Genomic DNA, 15087 nt, shown 5'->3' with positions numbered 1-15087 from the left:
CTTGTCTGAATACCCGGCCGTGAAGTGCGTGGCGAGATCACGCCGTCATGGCTCCAGTGAGGTCTTGCTCGATGGACTGCTCGGGCTGCGGTTTCGAGGTTGAGGGCGGTTTCGCTTTCTGTCCGAAGTGTGGCAGGCGCCAGCCCGTGCCATGCGCCAACTGCGGCTACCTGTGCGCACCCGATTTCGAGTTCTGTCCGAAATGTGGGGCAAGCGTCGGTGCGACGGTAAAAGCCGTCGAACGGCCTGCTCCGACATCAAGCCGGACCATTGTGCCGCCTTCTCGAACTCCGTCGCTGCTCGCGAACATCGAAAGCGAAGATGATGGGTTGCATCCCGTCTCTGAAGCCGATCGCAGGACGGTGACGGTCCTGTTCGCCGACCTTTGCGGCTTCACGACACTGAGCGAGCAGCTCGACCCCGAGGTGATGCAAGCGCTGCAGAACCAACTGTTCAAGGAATTGACGGCAGCCGTGCGAAACTTTGGCGGTTTCGTCGACAAATTCATCGGCGATGCATTGCTTGCCTTGTTCGGTGCGCCGGTCGCGCATGAGGACGATCCGGAACGTGCGCTTCGCGCCGCTCTCGACATGATGGCCCGGACGACGCGGCTCGGCGAAAGCGCTCCCCACTCCGGCTCGCCTCTGTTGCTCCACATCGGCATAAACACTGGTCCGGTCGTCACTGGCGGATTGGGCATCGGCACCGCCAAATCCTATTCGGTGACCGGCGACACAGTGAATACGGCGCAACGCTTGCAATCGCTGGCCGCACCGGGTGAGGTTCTGGTAGGCGAACTCACTCACAGGCTGACCCGGCATGCCTTCTCTTTTGAGCCGCTGGGTGATGTTGTGCTTCGCGGCAAAGCAGGCAGTGTGCTCGTCCATCGACTGGACGCACCGCTTGCGTTGCCGCGCGCAGCGCGTGGGCTCGAGGCGCTCGGCCTCAGCGCGCCGATCATAGGTCGTGGTGCGGAGCTCCATAGAATGCTGGCCAGCCTTGACCAGGCGTGCGGCGGCTCGGCCCAACTTGTGCGTCTCGTCGGAGAGGCCGGTATCGGGAAATCGCGGCTGGTGAAGGAGTTCGTCGCCCGCGTCGGCGACGAGGATCGTTTTCGTAGCGTCGCCGTGCGGCAGGCCACATGCTCCCCGCTGGGCGAACAATCTTTTGGCGCCTTGGGCGCAGTGGTGCGCAGCGCTGCCGGGATGATGCAAAGCGATACTGGGGACGAAATGCGGGCGAAGCTCGCAGGCTTGCTGACCGACCTCGGCCTGCAGGGCGAGGAGGCGAAGCGGCTGATGCCTTTGCTCTACCATGTGCTTGGCCTTGGCGACCCCGATGCCACCTTGCAGCATGTCGAGCCCGAGCAGCTGCGGCGGCAAATCCTCTACGCAGTCCGCACGATCATCGAAAGGCGGCTTGCCTTGTCGCCGCTGTTGATTGTCGTCGAAGATCTGCACTGGGCCGACGCCGTGTCGCTCGAGGCGCTGCGTTTCGTGATGGACAGGTTGGAACGCACGCGGTTGATGTTGCTGGTCACGCATCGTCCGGCGCCGGACAACGACCAGCTCGACTCAAGCCGGGTCAGTCACACAGCGCTCAGGCTTTCGCCGCTCAACACTGATGACGGACGCGGGCTGCTGGCGGCGCTGTTCGGTGAGAGCTGGGTAAAGTCCGCAGGCAGGCTTGTCGACCAGATCCTCGAGCGCGCCGGCGGCAACCCGCTTTTTATAGAGGAGATCGTTCGCGGCCTGATCGATCGCGGTGTGCTGATGCGCGAGGGCCAGCGATGGCGGACTGCGGCAGGCGAAGTCGCAACCGGCATTCCCGCCACTATCCAGGCAATGCTGCTTGCCCGGGTCGACCGGCTGCCCCAGGAGGTGCGCCGGTTGGCCCAGGAAGCCGCGGTGATCGGCCCGCGCTTCGATGCCACACTTTTGAAAGCCGTGACAGCCGAACCCGGCCGCTTGGAAGCCGGCTGCGAACTGCTTTGCGATGCCGAAATCATCGAGGAGGTCGCCGGATCAGGCTCGATCTCGTCGCCAAGCTACCGCTTTACGCAAACGTTGCTGCAGGACGTGATCTACCAAAATCTGCTGTTGCAACGCCGGACCGATATCCACGGGCGGGTCGGTGCCGCCTTGGAGCAACTGTGTGGCGACAAGCCGGAACGGCTCGAGGATTTGACCGTGCTCGGTCATCATTTCGCGCAGAGCGCGGAGCGGGAGAAAGGCGCGCATTATTTGCAGGCGGCGGGCGATCGCGCTCGCATGATATACGCCAACGACGACGCCCTTCGTTTCTACGAGCGAGCGTTGACTGCGTTGGGCGCGATCGGGCAAACGCCGCTCAAATTGGCAATCGCGGAGCGCATTGCCGATTTGAGCGGCCCGGTAGGCCGCCGCGAGGTCGCGCACCAGCACTACGAAACGGTGCTGCAGGCATATCGCGAGTCAGGCAATCCCGTCGCGTCGGCACGAGTTTTGCGCAAGATCGGTCGGCTGCTCTGGGACGTCGGCAAGCGGGACAACGCAGAAACCCGCTATGCTGAAGCCGCGGCGCTCCTCGAAGGAGCGGATGCCCCGATCGAGCAGGCGCAGCTGTGGCAAGAACGTGGCCGACAGGCGTTCCGTAGCGGAGATCACACTCGCGCAGCAAAATGGGCAGACGCGGCGCTGGACGGCGTACGCACTCTGACAACGGAGCATGTCTCCGAGGAAGGGCGTGACGCCACGCTTGTGACCGCCGAGGCACTCAACACCAAGGCTGTCGCGCTGGCTCGCCTTGGGCGAAACCTTGAAGCGGTACGCCAGATTGAGCGTAGCATTGAATTGGCCGAAGCCGCCGGCCTGCTGGGCGCGGCCTGCCGCGGCTACACCAATCTCGGCGTGCTTTACACGACCATCGATCCGGCACAGGCCATAAAGGTCTGTCGGCGCGGCCTTGAAGTGGCGCGCCATATTGGTGATTTGGGTTTTCAGGCGCGCCTCCTCGCGAACCTGGCGGTTGCTTGTTGTACTTTCACGGATCGCTGCCCAACGGAGGGCGTGCCTGCTGCCGAGAAGGCCATCGAGATCGACCGGGCACTCGACCAGCGCGAGCATCTGCCGGTGCCGTTGATCGTGCTTGCGCAGATCCACCAGTGCAACGGTCGTCCGGAACTGGCGGTTGGCTTGTTCCACGAAGCACTGGGCGTAGCGCGCGAAACGAGTGAACCCCAACTGCTGTTTCCGTGCTATGATGGTCTGGCAACGCTTAATCTCGACCTCGACAATCTGGCCGAGGCCGAACGCTACTTTTCCCTGGCGCAGGGTGTATGCGCCCAGCACGGGCTAGACCCGGAAGCGCTTGTGGTGCTGCCTTTTCTCGACTAGCCGGGTGGGAGGTTGAACAATGTCCGCGCGTATTGACTTGGTACCGCTTCAACCGGGCGATCGTGCGCCGAACGTGGTGCTCGACGCCATTACCCAGGAAGGCAAGATCGCGCTTGACGACTTCCGCGGACAAAAACCAGTGCTGGTTGGCCTGTTTCGAGGTCTGCATTGTGCGTTTTGCCGGCGCCATATCGCCGCCCAGGCGCGGCTTGATCCGGAACTGCGCGAAAAGGGAGTGGAAAGCCTGACGGTGGTCAACACGCCGATCGAACGGGCGCGCCTCTATTTCCGCTACCACCCGATGCCGAATCTGCTTGCGGCTTCCGACCCTGAACGCGCTTCGCATCGTGCTTTTGGACTGCCCAATCTCGAATTCACCCAAGACGACACGAACTGGCCGTACAAGGTCTCGATGGCAGCGGCAAAGGATATGCGGGTCGACATACCAGGCGAGTTGCCCGCTCCCATGGATCCTTTTGCGGCCAGCGAATTCCTCGACAAGAAGGACCACTACGAAGTGACCGAGGCCGACCAGCAGATGATGGCAACGGGACACGGACAACTGATCGGTCAATTCCTGCTGGACCGGCAGGGGGTGGTCCGCTGGAGCTTCACGGAGGTTCCAGAGGGTGGGCGATACATGTTTGGGGCGCCAAACCCGCAGGAGCTGATGTCAGCCGTGTCCCAGGTCGTTCAATAGACTTGCGAACAAGGTAGTCGCGCGGGACACCGACAAAAAGGCAGAAGCGGTTTGTTCACAATTCATCCGAGCACGGCCTCGAGACGTGCAACAAAGTCATCGAGCGAGCGATCCCCGCGAACCTCGATGCGCGGAAGGTCGATGGGATCGCAATCGAGGCCCGCCGGCCCGTGTTTGCCGCCGAAGCCGATCCGATAGCCGCACTCCTTGGCCAGCCGGCCAAGCCGTCGGTCGGTGACAGAGAAGGGTGCCGCGAACGCCGTGGTCGGCCGACCGGTCCACCGTTCGACGAACATGCGAGAGCGCAGGAGCTCGGCGGCCAAATCAGAACTCGACAGACCATCGATCGCGCGATGCGTCGCCAGATGGCTTCCGAAGAACGCACCTTCGCCGGCGAGACGTCGCACCGTCCCTGCGTCCATGAGCTGCGCCGGCGGACCGCTGTCGATGTCCCACCGTGCACTTTCCCCTACCAAGTCGGTTACCAGGAACACTTCCGCGGTCAGGTCGTTCGCACGCAAGGTCGGCCAGGCATGGTCGGCAAAATTCTGGAAGCCGTCATCGAAGGTGATGAGCACCGGGCGGCCAACGAAAGGTTCACGGTTGGCGATGGACCATCCCAGCTGCTCGGACGTGATGGCGTGAAAGCCATTGGCGCGCAGCCATGCCATCTGGCTGTCGAATGCGGCGGGCGTGAGCCGAAAACGAGCGAGCGCGGCCGGACCATCCTCGGCGACGCCGTGATACATGAGGACAGGGGCATGCTGCCGCCGTTCGCTGCGCGCGACGTCGCGGCGCAAGGCCCGTGCCCCGCCCCAGACGATGTTTCGCGCGACTCCAACACCGATGGACGCCTGGATTGGCACATGATCAATCGCCGGTTCCGTCGCCACATCGTCTGGCGACAGACGCCGGAAGCGGTCTATGCGATAGAGCTCGGTCTGGATCGACCGCTCGAGGACGAAGCCTTCGGTCGCCGCCAGCGTCTCCGAGATGGCTTGTGCACCGAATGTGTTCCAGTCGAAGCCCGTCCTTTCAACATTGTCTCGGAGCACGAATGCGTGTGCGCTGACGAGACTGCCGCCAGGCTTCAACGCCTCAACAAATTTCTTGGCGATGCGCCGCAACTCAGCGAGATCGTCCAGGTAGTAGAGCACTTCCGAACAGACGATCAGATCCATCTTGCCCGGAAGCGTTTCCGCGGAGAAATCCAGTACGCCGAAGTCGACATTCGGCTGATCGCTGCATCGCGCGCGCGCCCGCTCGACGGCTACGCTGGAGATGTCAGTTGCGGTCAAATGGCCGACACGCGGCGCCAGCTGCCGCGTGAAGTGGCCCTCCGCGCAGGCCAGCTCAAGCGCCCGTCCGATGAGACCGGCAGGCAGAATTTCGAGCTGCCGCTCATACTTTTCCTGCTCATAGGGCGAACGATAGTTCCAGGGATCCTCGGTCGCGAAACGGCGATTCCAGAACGACGTGCGATCAGTACCGTTGTCATCCGCGGCCGGTTTACGGCGCGGTGCCGCAAATGGCGCTGCAGGTTCGGCGCTCGACCGAACCAGTTCCTGCGCTTTCGCGGCCAATCGCGCCAGCTTGCCGAAGTGGCTGTCCGGATCGGACGGAGGCTCCGCCATGGACAACGATGCCCCGGCTTCAGACATGTTTGACTTGTCGGCAACGCCGCTCTGCGAGGCCAACTCGATCCAATGGCTCCTTGTCACTTTCCCGAGCGCGCCGAACTGCACGCGAGCCTCGATCCGGCCGTCCATCATCAGATAGGCATAAATTCGATCGATTCCTTCCGGAAGTTCGGTGGAGGCCGGATTTCCGGCGTCGACGCGAATTCCGAGTGTCCGCGCCAATCTGCGCGGCGCGGCGAGATCGTCGGAGTCGAGAAGCATTTGCTCAAGGTGATACTGGACGCGGCGACCCGCTGCGGGATCGTCCCAGACCCTGCCGAGTTCGACGATCAACTCGGTGAGGGGGCCACCGAACCTGTCCCACCTGGCAGCCAATTGCGCTGGCACCGACAGGCTTCCTACCATAAGGCCATCGAAGACCACCCTGGCGATCTCACGCGCCCATTTGCGTGCTGCCGGGACCGCGCGCAGGGACTGCGCGTCGATTGAGCAGGCGCCGCGGCCGCAATCCGACGCGGCGTTCCACAGCTCGAACCACGCGAGTGCTTCGGCAGCGGAGCAGCCGTTCGCGTCGATCGCTCCATTGGCGTGAACCGATGCCGGGTGTTCGACCCTGGGATCAGGAGAAAAGCCGCGGACGATCACGATTGCCGCATCTGCCAGCATCTGCGTCGAATTGCAGGAGAGCGAGTTGGGGCTGACCCGATGGAAAGCGAGAGGCTCGTCGACCATCACCCAACGTTTGCCCAGACGTGCGAGACGCTGCCACAGGTCCCAGTCCTCGCAGGTGCGCAGCGACACATCGAAACCGCCCAACTCGACAATTGTCTTCCGATCGACCAGCAGCGCGTGAGTGCGAATGGCGCGCCGGCGCGCGAAAGTTTCGAAGGGCTCGATCGCAACCTCTGTTGAGATGCTCGACGGGGTCAGTTCGCCGTCGGGCATCACGCGCCGAGAACCGCAATAGGCGGCCACCGCATCGGGAGCGGTTTTCAGAGCGGTCAGCATTTTTGCAAGGAAGCTGGCATCCACCCAATCGTCCGCATCCAGAAACATGAGCCATTGGCCGCGCGCGACCGAAATCCCGCTGTTGCGCGCACCGGCGGCGCTATATGCGCAAGACCTCAACGTGCGAAATCGGGCATCGTGCTCAACATAACCGGCGATGATCGCGGGGGTGCGATCCGTAGAGGCGTCATCGACGATGATCGCCTCCCAATCCGCTATATCCTGATCGAGAAGGCAATCGAGTGCGCGCGCCAGCGTTGCCTCGGCGTTGTGCGCAGGAACCACGATTGAAACCAGAGGATTATGCGCCACGCCGTCTTACCCGCGCCTGCTTCGAAGGTAGAACAAAAGTCCCAAACCATAGCCCGCGATTTCCTGCACGCAAACAAGACTTGAAAACAGGCTTGAATGGCCCAGCGCGCTCATGCCCCACGATTTGGTCTAGCGTTAGGGCCGATGCGCCGGGACGCTCTTCTCGCGTCACATCCGAGACACTCGCGCATGCCGAAGGGGCTGTCGGGGCAGACTGGATTAGCGTAAGCTACTGTCCACAAGGGGTGCAAACATGCACCGTGTCATCGCCCTAGCGATCGTAATTCTGGCGGCCGTGTTCAGTTCCGCGAGGGCTGAAGTGCTGATCGGGGTCTCGTCTGCGATGACAGGGCGGCTTGCCTGGATTGGCGAGCAGGGGCAACGCGGCGCGGAGAGGGCGGTGGCCGACCTCAACGCGGCGGGTGGCGTGCTCGGCCAGAAGGTGAGGCTGATCTCGGTCGACGATTTCTGCGATCCCGAGCAGGCGGTCGCGGCCGCCCAGAAGCTGGTGGCCGACGGGGTGGTGCTCGTCGTCGGGCATTATTGCTCTGGAGCCTCGATCCCCGCATCAAAAGTGTATGAGGCGGCGAGCGTCGTGCAAATATCCCCAGGCTCGACCAATCCGCAGCTGACCGAACAGGGCCGTGGCAACGTCTTCCGCACCATAGGCCGCGACGACGCGCAGGGTTTCATCGCCGGCAACTACCTTGCCGATCATTGGGGCGACAAGAAGATCGCAATCCTTCACGACAATTCGACCTATGGGAAGGGTCTCGCCGACGAGACCAGGAAGCAGCTGAACAAACGGGGCGTGACTGAAGTTTTTTACGACGCATACAGGCCTGGGAAGGACGACTATTCAGCCGAGGTCGCTGCGTTGCAGACCGCCGGCATTTCGGCCTTGTATGTGGGCGGGTATCATGCCGACGTTGCGCTGATCGCTCGCGCTGCAGGCGACCGGGACTACACGCTTCAGCTCATATCCGGAGATGCTTTGGCTACCGAGGAATTCGCCCTGATCGCAGGCTCAGCGGCGGAGGGGACCCTGTTCACCTTCCCGGCGGACCCGCGGCGAAATGCCGGCGCGGCCGCGATCGTGGAGCAGTTCCGTGCGGACAACTTCGAGCCCGCGGGCTATACGCTGTTGAGCTACTGCGCGGTGCAGGTCTGGGCCCAGGCGGTGGCGAAGGCAGGTTCGCTGGCGCCAAAGGCGGTCATAGCGGCACTGCGCGAACAGCAATTCGACACCGTCATTGGCAGGGTCGATTTCGACGCCAAGGGCGACCTCACGAGGCAGAGCTGGGTTTGGTACGTCTGGCGGGGCGGGGAGTACGTGCCGGTTGAATAGGGTGCGCCGAACGCCGGCGTGACGCTGAGACGTCTAGTCTGATGCAGACCAGTGTGGCTGGATTGTTCCGACTCCCCACGATGCTTGAACGCCTCGGCATACGCGGTCGGCTGTTGCTCGCCTTTTTCGGGATCAGCGGCCTTGCGGTGCTGGCTACCGCCGCGGCGCTTTATGCCTTCCTCGAAGTCGGCGACGTCGTCGACCGAATCACCAGGGATCGGGTGCCGTCGGCGCTGGCCTCCCTCCAGCTGTCGCGCCAGGCCGAACGGGTCGCCGCTGCCGCGCCATCGGTGCTGGCGGCGACAAGCAGGGCTCAGCACAGCAAGGTCTCGGCGGCCGTCGCGCTCGAGATGTCCCGCCTCGAGGCCCTGCGTACGGATCTCAGAGATGCTACACTGGGCACAGTGCCTTTAGCTGAGATCGAGGAAGCTGCGGTTGTCCTGAGGCGCAACCTGAAGGAGCTCGACTCTCTTGTTGTCGCCCGCCTCGATGTCGTCGCCCGCAAGGAGGAGCTTCTGAACCGCCTCGCCGCGACGACGACCGGCAGCCAACGCCTTCTGGCCACCGGCATCGTGGTGATGGATTCCAGGCTCCCGCAATGGCGGGCGGTCGCGGCCGATACGTCGCTGTCGCCCGATCGACGCGCAGCGGCAATGGCCGACATGGTCCATGCGATTGCGGCTTACATCCCCCAGCAGAAGGCGCTGCTGGAGATCTCGGCAGTCAACGACGCGCTGGTGAAGGCCGCGACCGCACCGACGCGGGGCGACCTGGCGTTGATCCTGTTTCCGCTGCACCGCTCGCTCGCCGCTCTGGAAACGGCTTCCTCGGAGATCGACGAAAAGCTGCAAACCCGTTTTCGGCTGCGGGTGGACGAGTTCGAGGCACTCACCGATGGTGAGAGCAGCATCCCGAAGGCACGGGAGGAGGAGCTTGCGGTCCTCGCGCAGGGCGAAAAGCTTCTGGCTGAAAACAATCGGCTGTCGCGCAGTCTGACCGCAGCCGTCGACCGTCTTGTCGCCGCAGCGGACCGCGAGATCGCTGCCTCCGGTCGCGAAGCCGCGCTCGTCCAGCGCTACGGCACCGGAGTTGTCCTCGGCTCTGCGTTTCTCAGCCTGTTGAGCTCGGTTCTGGTCGTCTGGCTCTATGTCGACCGCAGCCTACTCGCCCGTCTGGGAGCGGTGAGTCAGGGCATGCTCGCGATCGCGGGCGGCGACCTTCGTGCGCCGCTGCCGGCGGCGGGCAGCGACGAAATCGGGCGCATGGCCGAGGCGCTGAGCCTCTTCCGGGATACCGCTGTCGAGGTCGAGGAAAAGAACCTGCGCGACGTTGCAGAAGCGCGTCAGCGGCTAGTCGATGCCATCGAAAGCATTTCCGAAGGTTTCGCTCTCTATGACAAAGAGGACTGGCTTGTCCTTAGCAACAGCCGCTACCGCGAACTGCTATACGCCGGTCTGGAGGCAGAGCTAACCCCCGGCATGGCATTCGAGGAGATCATTCGCCGATCCGCGGAGCGTGGCTACATCAGGGATGCCGAGGGTCGGGTCGATGAGTGGGTCGCGGAGCGCCTGTGGCGGCACCGTAACCCCGGCGAACCATGGGTGCAGCGGCGGGGCGACGGACGATGGATCATGATAAGCGAGCGGCGGATCAGCGCCGGCGGCACGGTCGCCGTCTATTCGGACATCACCGAGCTGAAGCAAAGGGAGGAGAACCTCGCCGAGAAGTCCGCTGCCCTGGAAGCGCTTTCCAGCAAGCTGGCCAAATATCTGGCGCCCCAAGTGTACAGCTCGATATTCACCGGCCGCCAAGACGTTAGAATCGCCAGCCAGCGTAAGAAGCTGACCATATGCTTCTCCGATATCGCCGGCTTTACCGAGACCACCGACAAGATGGAATCCGAGGATCTCACCCAGCTCCTCAATCACTACCTGACGGAAATGTCGAAAATCGCGTTGGATCATGGTGCCACGATCGACAAGTACGTCGGCGACGCGATCCTGATGTTTTTCGGCGACCCTGAGACGCGCGGCGTCAAGCAGGACGCGCTGGCTTGCGTGCAGATGGCGCTTGCCATGCAAAAGCGGATCAGCGAGCTTGCCGAAGTCTGGCGGGACATGGGGATCGAAACACCGCTGCGCTGCCGCATCGGCATCCATACCGACTACTGCACCGTCGGCAACTTCGGCAGCGAGGACCGGATGGATTACACGATAATCGGCGGCGCCGTGAATCTCGCCTCGCGCCTGGAACAAGAGGCGGCTCCGGGGACCATCCTCATTTCCTACGAGACGTTTGCGCAAGTGAAGGACACGATCGATTGTGAGGAGATGGGGCACGTCCAGGTCAAGGGCATCGCCTATCCCGTCGCCACCTACCGCGTCATCAAGGCCAATCTAGCGGGCGCCTGTCGCGTTGTTCGAACCGAGCTGCCGCACTTCAGGCTGGAACTTGAACCGGGGCTGATGTCCGCCGATGAGCGTGGCGGTGCCGCCAGTGCGCTTCGAGACGCGCTGGACCGGCTTTCCCACAAGCCCGGGCAGTAGGAGTTGGGCGCCGCGCCTGCCGGCAAATCACCGAAGCCGCGTCCGAGCAAGTCACGCCTATGTATCCGGGCCGAACATGGGTTGAGGTGGTAGCGGAGGAGGGACTTGAACCCCCGACCCCAGGATTATGATTCCCGTGCTCTAACCAACTGAGCTACTCCGCCAGGAGCGGCGAAGAGGCTCGAAGAACCACACCGGTCGTGGGCAATTCGAGGCGTTCGCCAAGGTCGCGCGGATATAAGGTTGGCAGGGCAAAGCTGTCAAGCCGCACGCATCAGCATAATCTCATCCTGGAAAAGCCGCGCCGGGCAGACGCTGAAGCGCATGCATCGGGGTTGAGTTCGACGGGGCACGTCGCTATGTCTCGGCCACGAAATTCTAGAGTTTGAGCGAATGAAGCCGCGCATCGCCGTCCTCGGTTGCGGATACTGGGGCAGCAACCACATCCGCACCCTCAAGGCGCTTGGCGCGCTCCATGCCGTTTCCGACGTCAACCGTGCCCGCGCCGAAGGCTTTGCCAGCGAGCAGGACTGCCTGGCGATCGGGCCGGACCAGTTGTTCGAGCGCGCCGATGTCGACGCCATTGTCATGGCGCTGCCGCCGCAGTTCCATGCCGACATGGCGCTGCGCGCCATCGAGGGCGGCAAGGACGTGCTGGTGGAGAAGCCGATCGCGCTGACGGTCGCGGACGCCGAGCGTTCGGTGCAGGCGGCCAGGAACAATGGCTGCGTCTTCATGGTGGGTCACGTGCTGCGCTTCCACCCCGCCTTCGAGACGCTGAAGGCGCTGATCGACAATGGCGAGCTTGGTGAGGTGCGCTACATCCACTCGCACCGGCTCGGCCTTGGCAAGTTCCACACCGAGAACGACGCGCTCTGGGACCTTGCGCCGCATGACCTCTCGATGATCCTCGCCATCACCGGCACCGAGCCGATCGAGGTCAGGGGCGAGGGCGCGGCACTGCTCGACAACCTCAGCGACTTCGCGCATCTGCACATGCGCTTTCCGAACGGCGTGCGCAGCCATCTGTTCGCTTCTCGTCTCAATCCCTATCGCGAGCGCCGGCTGACCGTGGTCGGAACCAAGGCGATGGCGGTGTTCGACGATGTCGAGCCCTGGGAGCGCAAGCTTGCCGTCTACAGGCACGCTGTCTGGCAGGACAGCGGCCAGTGGGCGTTCACCGCCAACGAGCCTTCCTACGTTGCGGTCGGCGAAGGCATGCCGCTGACGCGCGAGCTCGCCCACTTCATGCAGTGCATCGAGACGCGCGCCGAACCCCGCACCGACGGCGAGGAAGCGATCCGGGTGCTGCGCATCCTGACGGCTGGGACGGTGGCGCATAGCGGGTCGCCCGCTTAAGGCGCGTTCACAAAAGGGAATCCTGAGGCAAAGCGCCCGATTGAAGGCGTGGGTTACTCGGCGGGGACGTGCGCGGGCTGTTGCGCAAGCCTGGACAGCATCGCCTCGGCCTCGGCGCCGCGCTCGGAGCGCTCGATAAAGCCGCCGCCATAGACTCGCGCCTCATCGCCGTCATCGGAATAGAGCACGCAGGCCTGTCCGGGCGCGATGCCTGATTCGCCGTCGACCAGCTCGACCGAGGTCACGCCGTCGCGGTGATGCAGCACGGCCGGGCGCGGCGGCCGGGTCGAACGGACTTTTGCGAAAAGCTCGATCCCGCCGGCCGGAACGTCGGAAAGCGGGCCGTCGCCGAGCCAGTTCATGGCGCGCAGGTAGATCCTGTGCGTCTCCAGAGCCTCGCGCGGGCCGACAATGACGCGGGCGCGGTCGGCGTCGAGATGGACGACATAGAGCGGCTCGCCCGAAGCGATGCCGATGCCGCGGCGCTGGCCGATCGTGAAGCGCAAAATACCTTCGTGACGCCCGAGCACGCGACCGTCGATATGGACAATATCGCCCGGATTGGCGGCCGCCGGCTTCAGCTTGGCGATAATGTCGGAGTACTTGCCCTGCGGCACGAAGCAGATGTCCTGGCTGTCCTGCTTGGCGGCAACCGTCAGCCCCATCTCCTCGGCGATCGCCCGCACCTGCGGCTTGGGAAGTCCGCCGAGCGGGAAGCGCAGATAGTCGATCTGCGCCTGGGTCGTGGCGAACAGGAAATAGCTCTGGTCGCGGTCTGCATCGACCGGCCTGTAGAGCGCGCGATGCGCGCCATTGGCGCGCGAGCGGATGTAATGGCCCGTGGCCAAAGCATCGGCGCCGAGATCCTGGGCGGTGGCCAGAAGGTCCGCGAACTTGACCGTTTGGTTGCAGGACACGCAGGGGATGGGCGTCTCGCCGGCGACGTAGCTCTCGGCGAAGGGATCGATGACCGCCTTACGGAAGCGCTCTTCATAGTCGAGCACGTAATGCGGGATCCCGAGCGTCTCGGAAACGCGGCGGGCATCGTCGATGTCCTGGCCGGCGCAGCAGGAACCGGCGCGGTGCGTTGCCGCGCCGTGGTCGTAAAGTTGCAGGGTGACGCCGACGACATCATAGCCTTCGCGCTTCAGGATGCCGGCAACGACCGATGAATCGACGCCGCCCGACATCGCGACGACGACGCGGGTGTCTTCTGGGCGTCCGGGAAGATCGAGGCTGTTCATGGTTCTTTCAATCTGCGTGGCGCTGGCTGCCAATGACCGGAATATAGGTCAAGCATCCCGGCGGCGCCAGCTTGGCTCCTCAAGCGATTTTATCGGCGATATTTCCGGGCAAAATCAGGGCCGGACCGCGATTATCTCAAATGCCGAACGAAAACCTAACGCGACGTTCACGATCCTTACCTAGTCATTAGGCTTCGCTTAGGCAATTTTTAAAGCTGTGGCGGTACGGTGGCGGGGATTGGGTCTTTGAGTTTTTAGTAGAGAGTACGATGACCGATCTGGTTAGACCTAGAGTCAAATATGTTATCGGGCCCGACGGCAGCCCTCTCACGATAGCCGATCTACCGCCGACGAATACACGGCGCTGGGTTATCCGGCGCAAGGCGGAAGTGGTCGCGGCGGTCCGCGGCGGACTGCTCAGCCTGGAAGAGGCCTGCCAGCGCTACAAGCTGACCACCGAGGAGTTTCTCTCCTGGCAGGCATCGATCGACGAATATGGCCTTGCCGGGCTGCGCACGACGCGGATCCAGCAATATCGCCACTAGGCTCCGACTGCCGGAAACAGCCAAGGGCGCGGAACTCCGCGCCCTTTTGCTTCCGGGATCTGCGCTGATCAAACCGTCAGCACAACCTTGCCGATCGGTCGGGTGGCGAGGAAGGCATGGGCGGCACCTGCCTGGTTCAGCGGAAAAGCCTTCGCCACGTGCACGGCGAGCTTCCTGGCATCGACTAGCCTGGCGAGTTCCACCAGCCCCTCGCGATCCGGCACCACCGACATGCGCTCGACGCGGATGTTGCGCTCCCCGGCCTTGGCCCTTGTCGCATCATGGACGTTGAGCAACGACACCAGCACGCCGCCTTCGCGCAGCACTTTCAGCGACCGGTCGGCATGGTCACCGCCCATTGCGTCCAGCACCAGGTCGATATCGCGGACCCGTTCGGTGAAATCGCCGTTGGTGTAGTCGACGACCTCATCGGCGCCGATCGAGCGGACGTAATCAAGCTTGTCCGGGCTCGCAGTGGCGATGACCCAGGCGCCGCGCGCCTTGGCTATCTGCACAGCGAGATGGCCGACGCCGCCGGCGCCGGCGTGGATCAGGACGCGCTGGCCGGATTGCAGGCCGCCGTGGCGGACGAGACCCTGCCAGGCGGTCAGCCCGGCCAGCGGCAGCGCCGCGGCTTGGGCATGGTCGATGGCGGCAGGCTTGGCTGCGATCTCGTCCACCGGCGTGGCGACGAACTCGGCATAGGCGGCGGCCTGCTTGGGGAAGCGCGGCATGCCAAAGACCGCATCGCCGACCTTGAAGGCGGTCACGCCGGTGCCCAGCGCCTCGACGGTGCCCGAGATATCCCAGCCGAGAATGAAAGGTGGCTCGCCGATGAGAGGGAAGTAGCCGGCGCGCACCGCGCCATCGACCGGGTTGATGCCCGCGGCCTTGACGCGGACCAGAACTTCGCTGGCCTTGGGCGAGGGGGCCGGCTGTTGGGCGACGAAGAGGACGTCGGGTTCGCCAACGGAATTCTGGGTAACGGCACGCATTGGATGGTCTCCTGCT

At 63.6% G+C, this 15087-nt stretch carries 10 protein-coding genes and 1 tRNA gene; 7 read left to right on the top strand and 4 right to left on the bottom strand.

The annotated features are described in order from the left end of the window. The first annotated feature begins 71 nt into the window (after nt 1-71). Entirely contained in the window at nt 72-3374 is a 3303-nt protein-coding gene (locus tag CK215_RS08460; protein WP_141245462.1) for an adenylate/guanylate cyclase domain-containing protein, read from the top strand. Between the two features lie 19 nt (nt 3375-3393). Beyond that, a complete protein-coding gene (locus CK215_RS08455; RefSeq protein WP_066994127.1) occupies nt 3394-4074 on the top strand; it encodes a redoxin domain-containing protein in 681 nt (226 codons plus the stop codon). A gap of 62 nt (nt 4075-4136) precedes the next feature. Here the strand turns inward: CK215_RS08455 and CK215_RS08450 are convergent, their stop codons facing one another. Beyond that, nucleotides 4137-7034 (bottom strand): trifunctional glycosyltransferase/class I SAM-dependent methyltransferase/polysaccharide deacetylase, encoded by a 2898-nt coding sequence (locus CK215_RS08450; protein ID WP_095830676.1) that lies wholly within the window; start codon nt 7032-7034, stop codon nt 4137-4139. A gap of 253 nt (nt 7035-7287) precedes the next feature. Between CK215_RS08450 and CK215_RS08445 the strand changes: the two genes are divergently transcribed. Together CK215_RS08445 and CK215_RS08440 are read left to right on the top strand one after the other, a co-directional pair. After that, a complete protein-coding gene (locus CK215_RS08445; protein WP_095830675.1) occupies nt 7288-8382 on the top strand; it encodes a branched-chain amino acid ABC transporter substrate-binding protein in 1095 nt (364 codons plus the stop codon). Between the two features lie 80 nt (nt 8383-8462). Continuing rightward, on the top strand, nt 8463-10928 hold the full coding sequence (locus CK215_RS08440; RefSeq protein ID WP_095830674.1) for an adenylate/guanylate cyclase domain-containing protein: 2466 nt from the start codon (nt 8463-8465) through the stop codon (nt 10926-10928). 87 nt (nt 10929-11015) lie between these two features. Here the strand turns inward: CK215_RS08440 and CK215_RS08435 are convergent. Continuing rightward, a tRNA-Met gene (locus CK215_RS08435) sits at nt 11016-11092 on the bottom strand. A 229-nt stretch (nt 11093-11321) separates the two neighbouring features. On the opposite strand from CK215_RS08435, the gene CK215_RS08430 reads away from it, so the two are divergent. After that, the gene (locus CK215_RS08430) at nt 11322-12287 is read left to right on the top strand and encodes a Gfo/Idh/MocA family oxidoreductase (protein WP_066994138.1); all 966 of its coding nucleotides are present in this window, start codon (nt 11322-11324) and stop codon (nt 12285-12287) included. Between the two features lie 53 nt (nt 12288-12340). Here the strand turns inward: CK215_RS08430 and mnmA are convergent, their stop codons facing one another. Then, a complete protein-coding gene (gene mnmA, locus CK215_RS08425) occupies nt 12341-13531 on the bottom strand; it encodes a tRNA 2-thiouridine(34) synthase MnmA (RefSeq protein WP_095830673.1) in 1191 nt (396 codons plus the stop codon). Between mnmA and CK215_RS30680 the strand changes: the two genes are divergently transcribed. Together CK215_RS30680 and CK215_RS08420 are read left to right on the top strand one after the other, a co-directional pair. After that, on the top strand, nt 13530-13715 hold the full coding sequence (locus CK215_RS30680) for a hypothetical protein (RefSeq protein WP_141245461.1): 186 nt from the start codon (nt 13530-13532) through the stop codon (nt 13713-13715). The genes mnmA and CK215_RS30680 overlap by 2 nt on opposite strands. A gap of 85 nt (nt 13716-13800) precedes the next feature. Further along, nucleotides 13801-14076 (top strand): DUF1153 domain-containing protein, encoded by a 276-nt coding sequence (locus CK215_RS08420; RefSeq protein ID WP_006203587.1) that lies wholly within the window; start codon nt 13801-13803, stop codon nt 14074-14076. A 68-nt stretch (nt 14077-14144) separates the two neighbouring features. On the opposite strand, the gene CK215_RS08415 is transcribed toward CK215_RS08420, so the two are convergent. Next, on the bottom strand, nt 14145-15071 hold the full coding sequence (locus CK215_RS08415; RefSeq protein WP_095830672.1) for an NADP-dependent oxidoreductase: 927 nt from the start codon (nt 15069-15071) through the stop codon (nt 14145-14147). Nucleotides 15072-15087: the final 16 nt, after the last annotated feature.

The organism is Mesorhizobium sp. WSM3864, assembly GCF_002294955.1.
In the GTDB taxonomy this organism is placed as follows: domain Bacteria; phylum Pseudomonadota; class Alphaproteobacteria; order Rhizobiales; family Rhizobiaceae; genus Mesorhizobium.
Note: the sequence above shows the minus strand (reverse complement) of the source record. Positions and strands in the feature narration are given on the sequence as shown.

Bases quoted from the DNA above. Each gene is read 5' to 3' on its own strand.
- CK215_RS08455 (WP_066994127.1), top strand. From the start codon at position 3,394: ATGTCCGCGCGTATTGACTTGGTACCGCTTCAACCGGGCGATCGTGCG.
- mnmA (WP_095830673.1), bottom strand. From the start codon at position 13,531: ATGAACAGCCTCGATCTTCCCGGACGCCCAGAAGACACCCGCGTCGTC.
- CK215_RS30680 (WP_141245461.1), top strand. From the start codon at position 13,530: ATGGTTCTTTCAATCTGCGTGGCGCTGGCTGCCAATGACCGGAATATA.
- CK215_RS08415 (WP_095830672.1), bottom strand. From the start codon at position 15,071: ATGCGTGCCGTTACCCAGAATTCCGTTGGCGAACCCGACGTCCTCTTC.
- CK215_RS08445 (WP_095830675.1), top strand. From the start codon at position 7,288: ATGCACCGTGTCATCGCCCTAGCGATCGTAATTCTGGCGGCCGTGTTC.
- CK215_RS08460 (WP_141245462.1), top strand. From the start codon at position 72: ATGGACTGCTCGGGCTGCGGTTTCGAGGTTGAGGGCGGTTTCGCTTTC.
- CK215_RS08440 (WP_095830674.1), top strand. From the start codon at position 8,463: ATGCTTGAACGCCTCGGCATACGCGGTCGGCTGTTGCTCGCCTTTTTC.
- CK215_RS08430 (WP_066994138.1), top strand. From the start codon at position 11,322: ATGAAGCCGCGCATCGCCGTCCTCGGTTGCGGATACTGGGGCAGCAAC.
- CK215_RS08420 (WP_006203587.1), top strand. From the start codon at position 13,801: ATGACCGATCTGGTTAGACCTAGAGTCAAATATGTTATCGGGCCCGAC.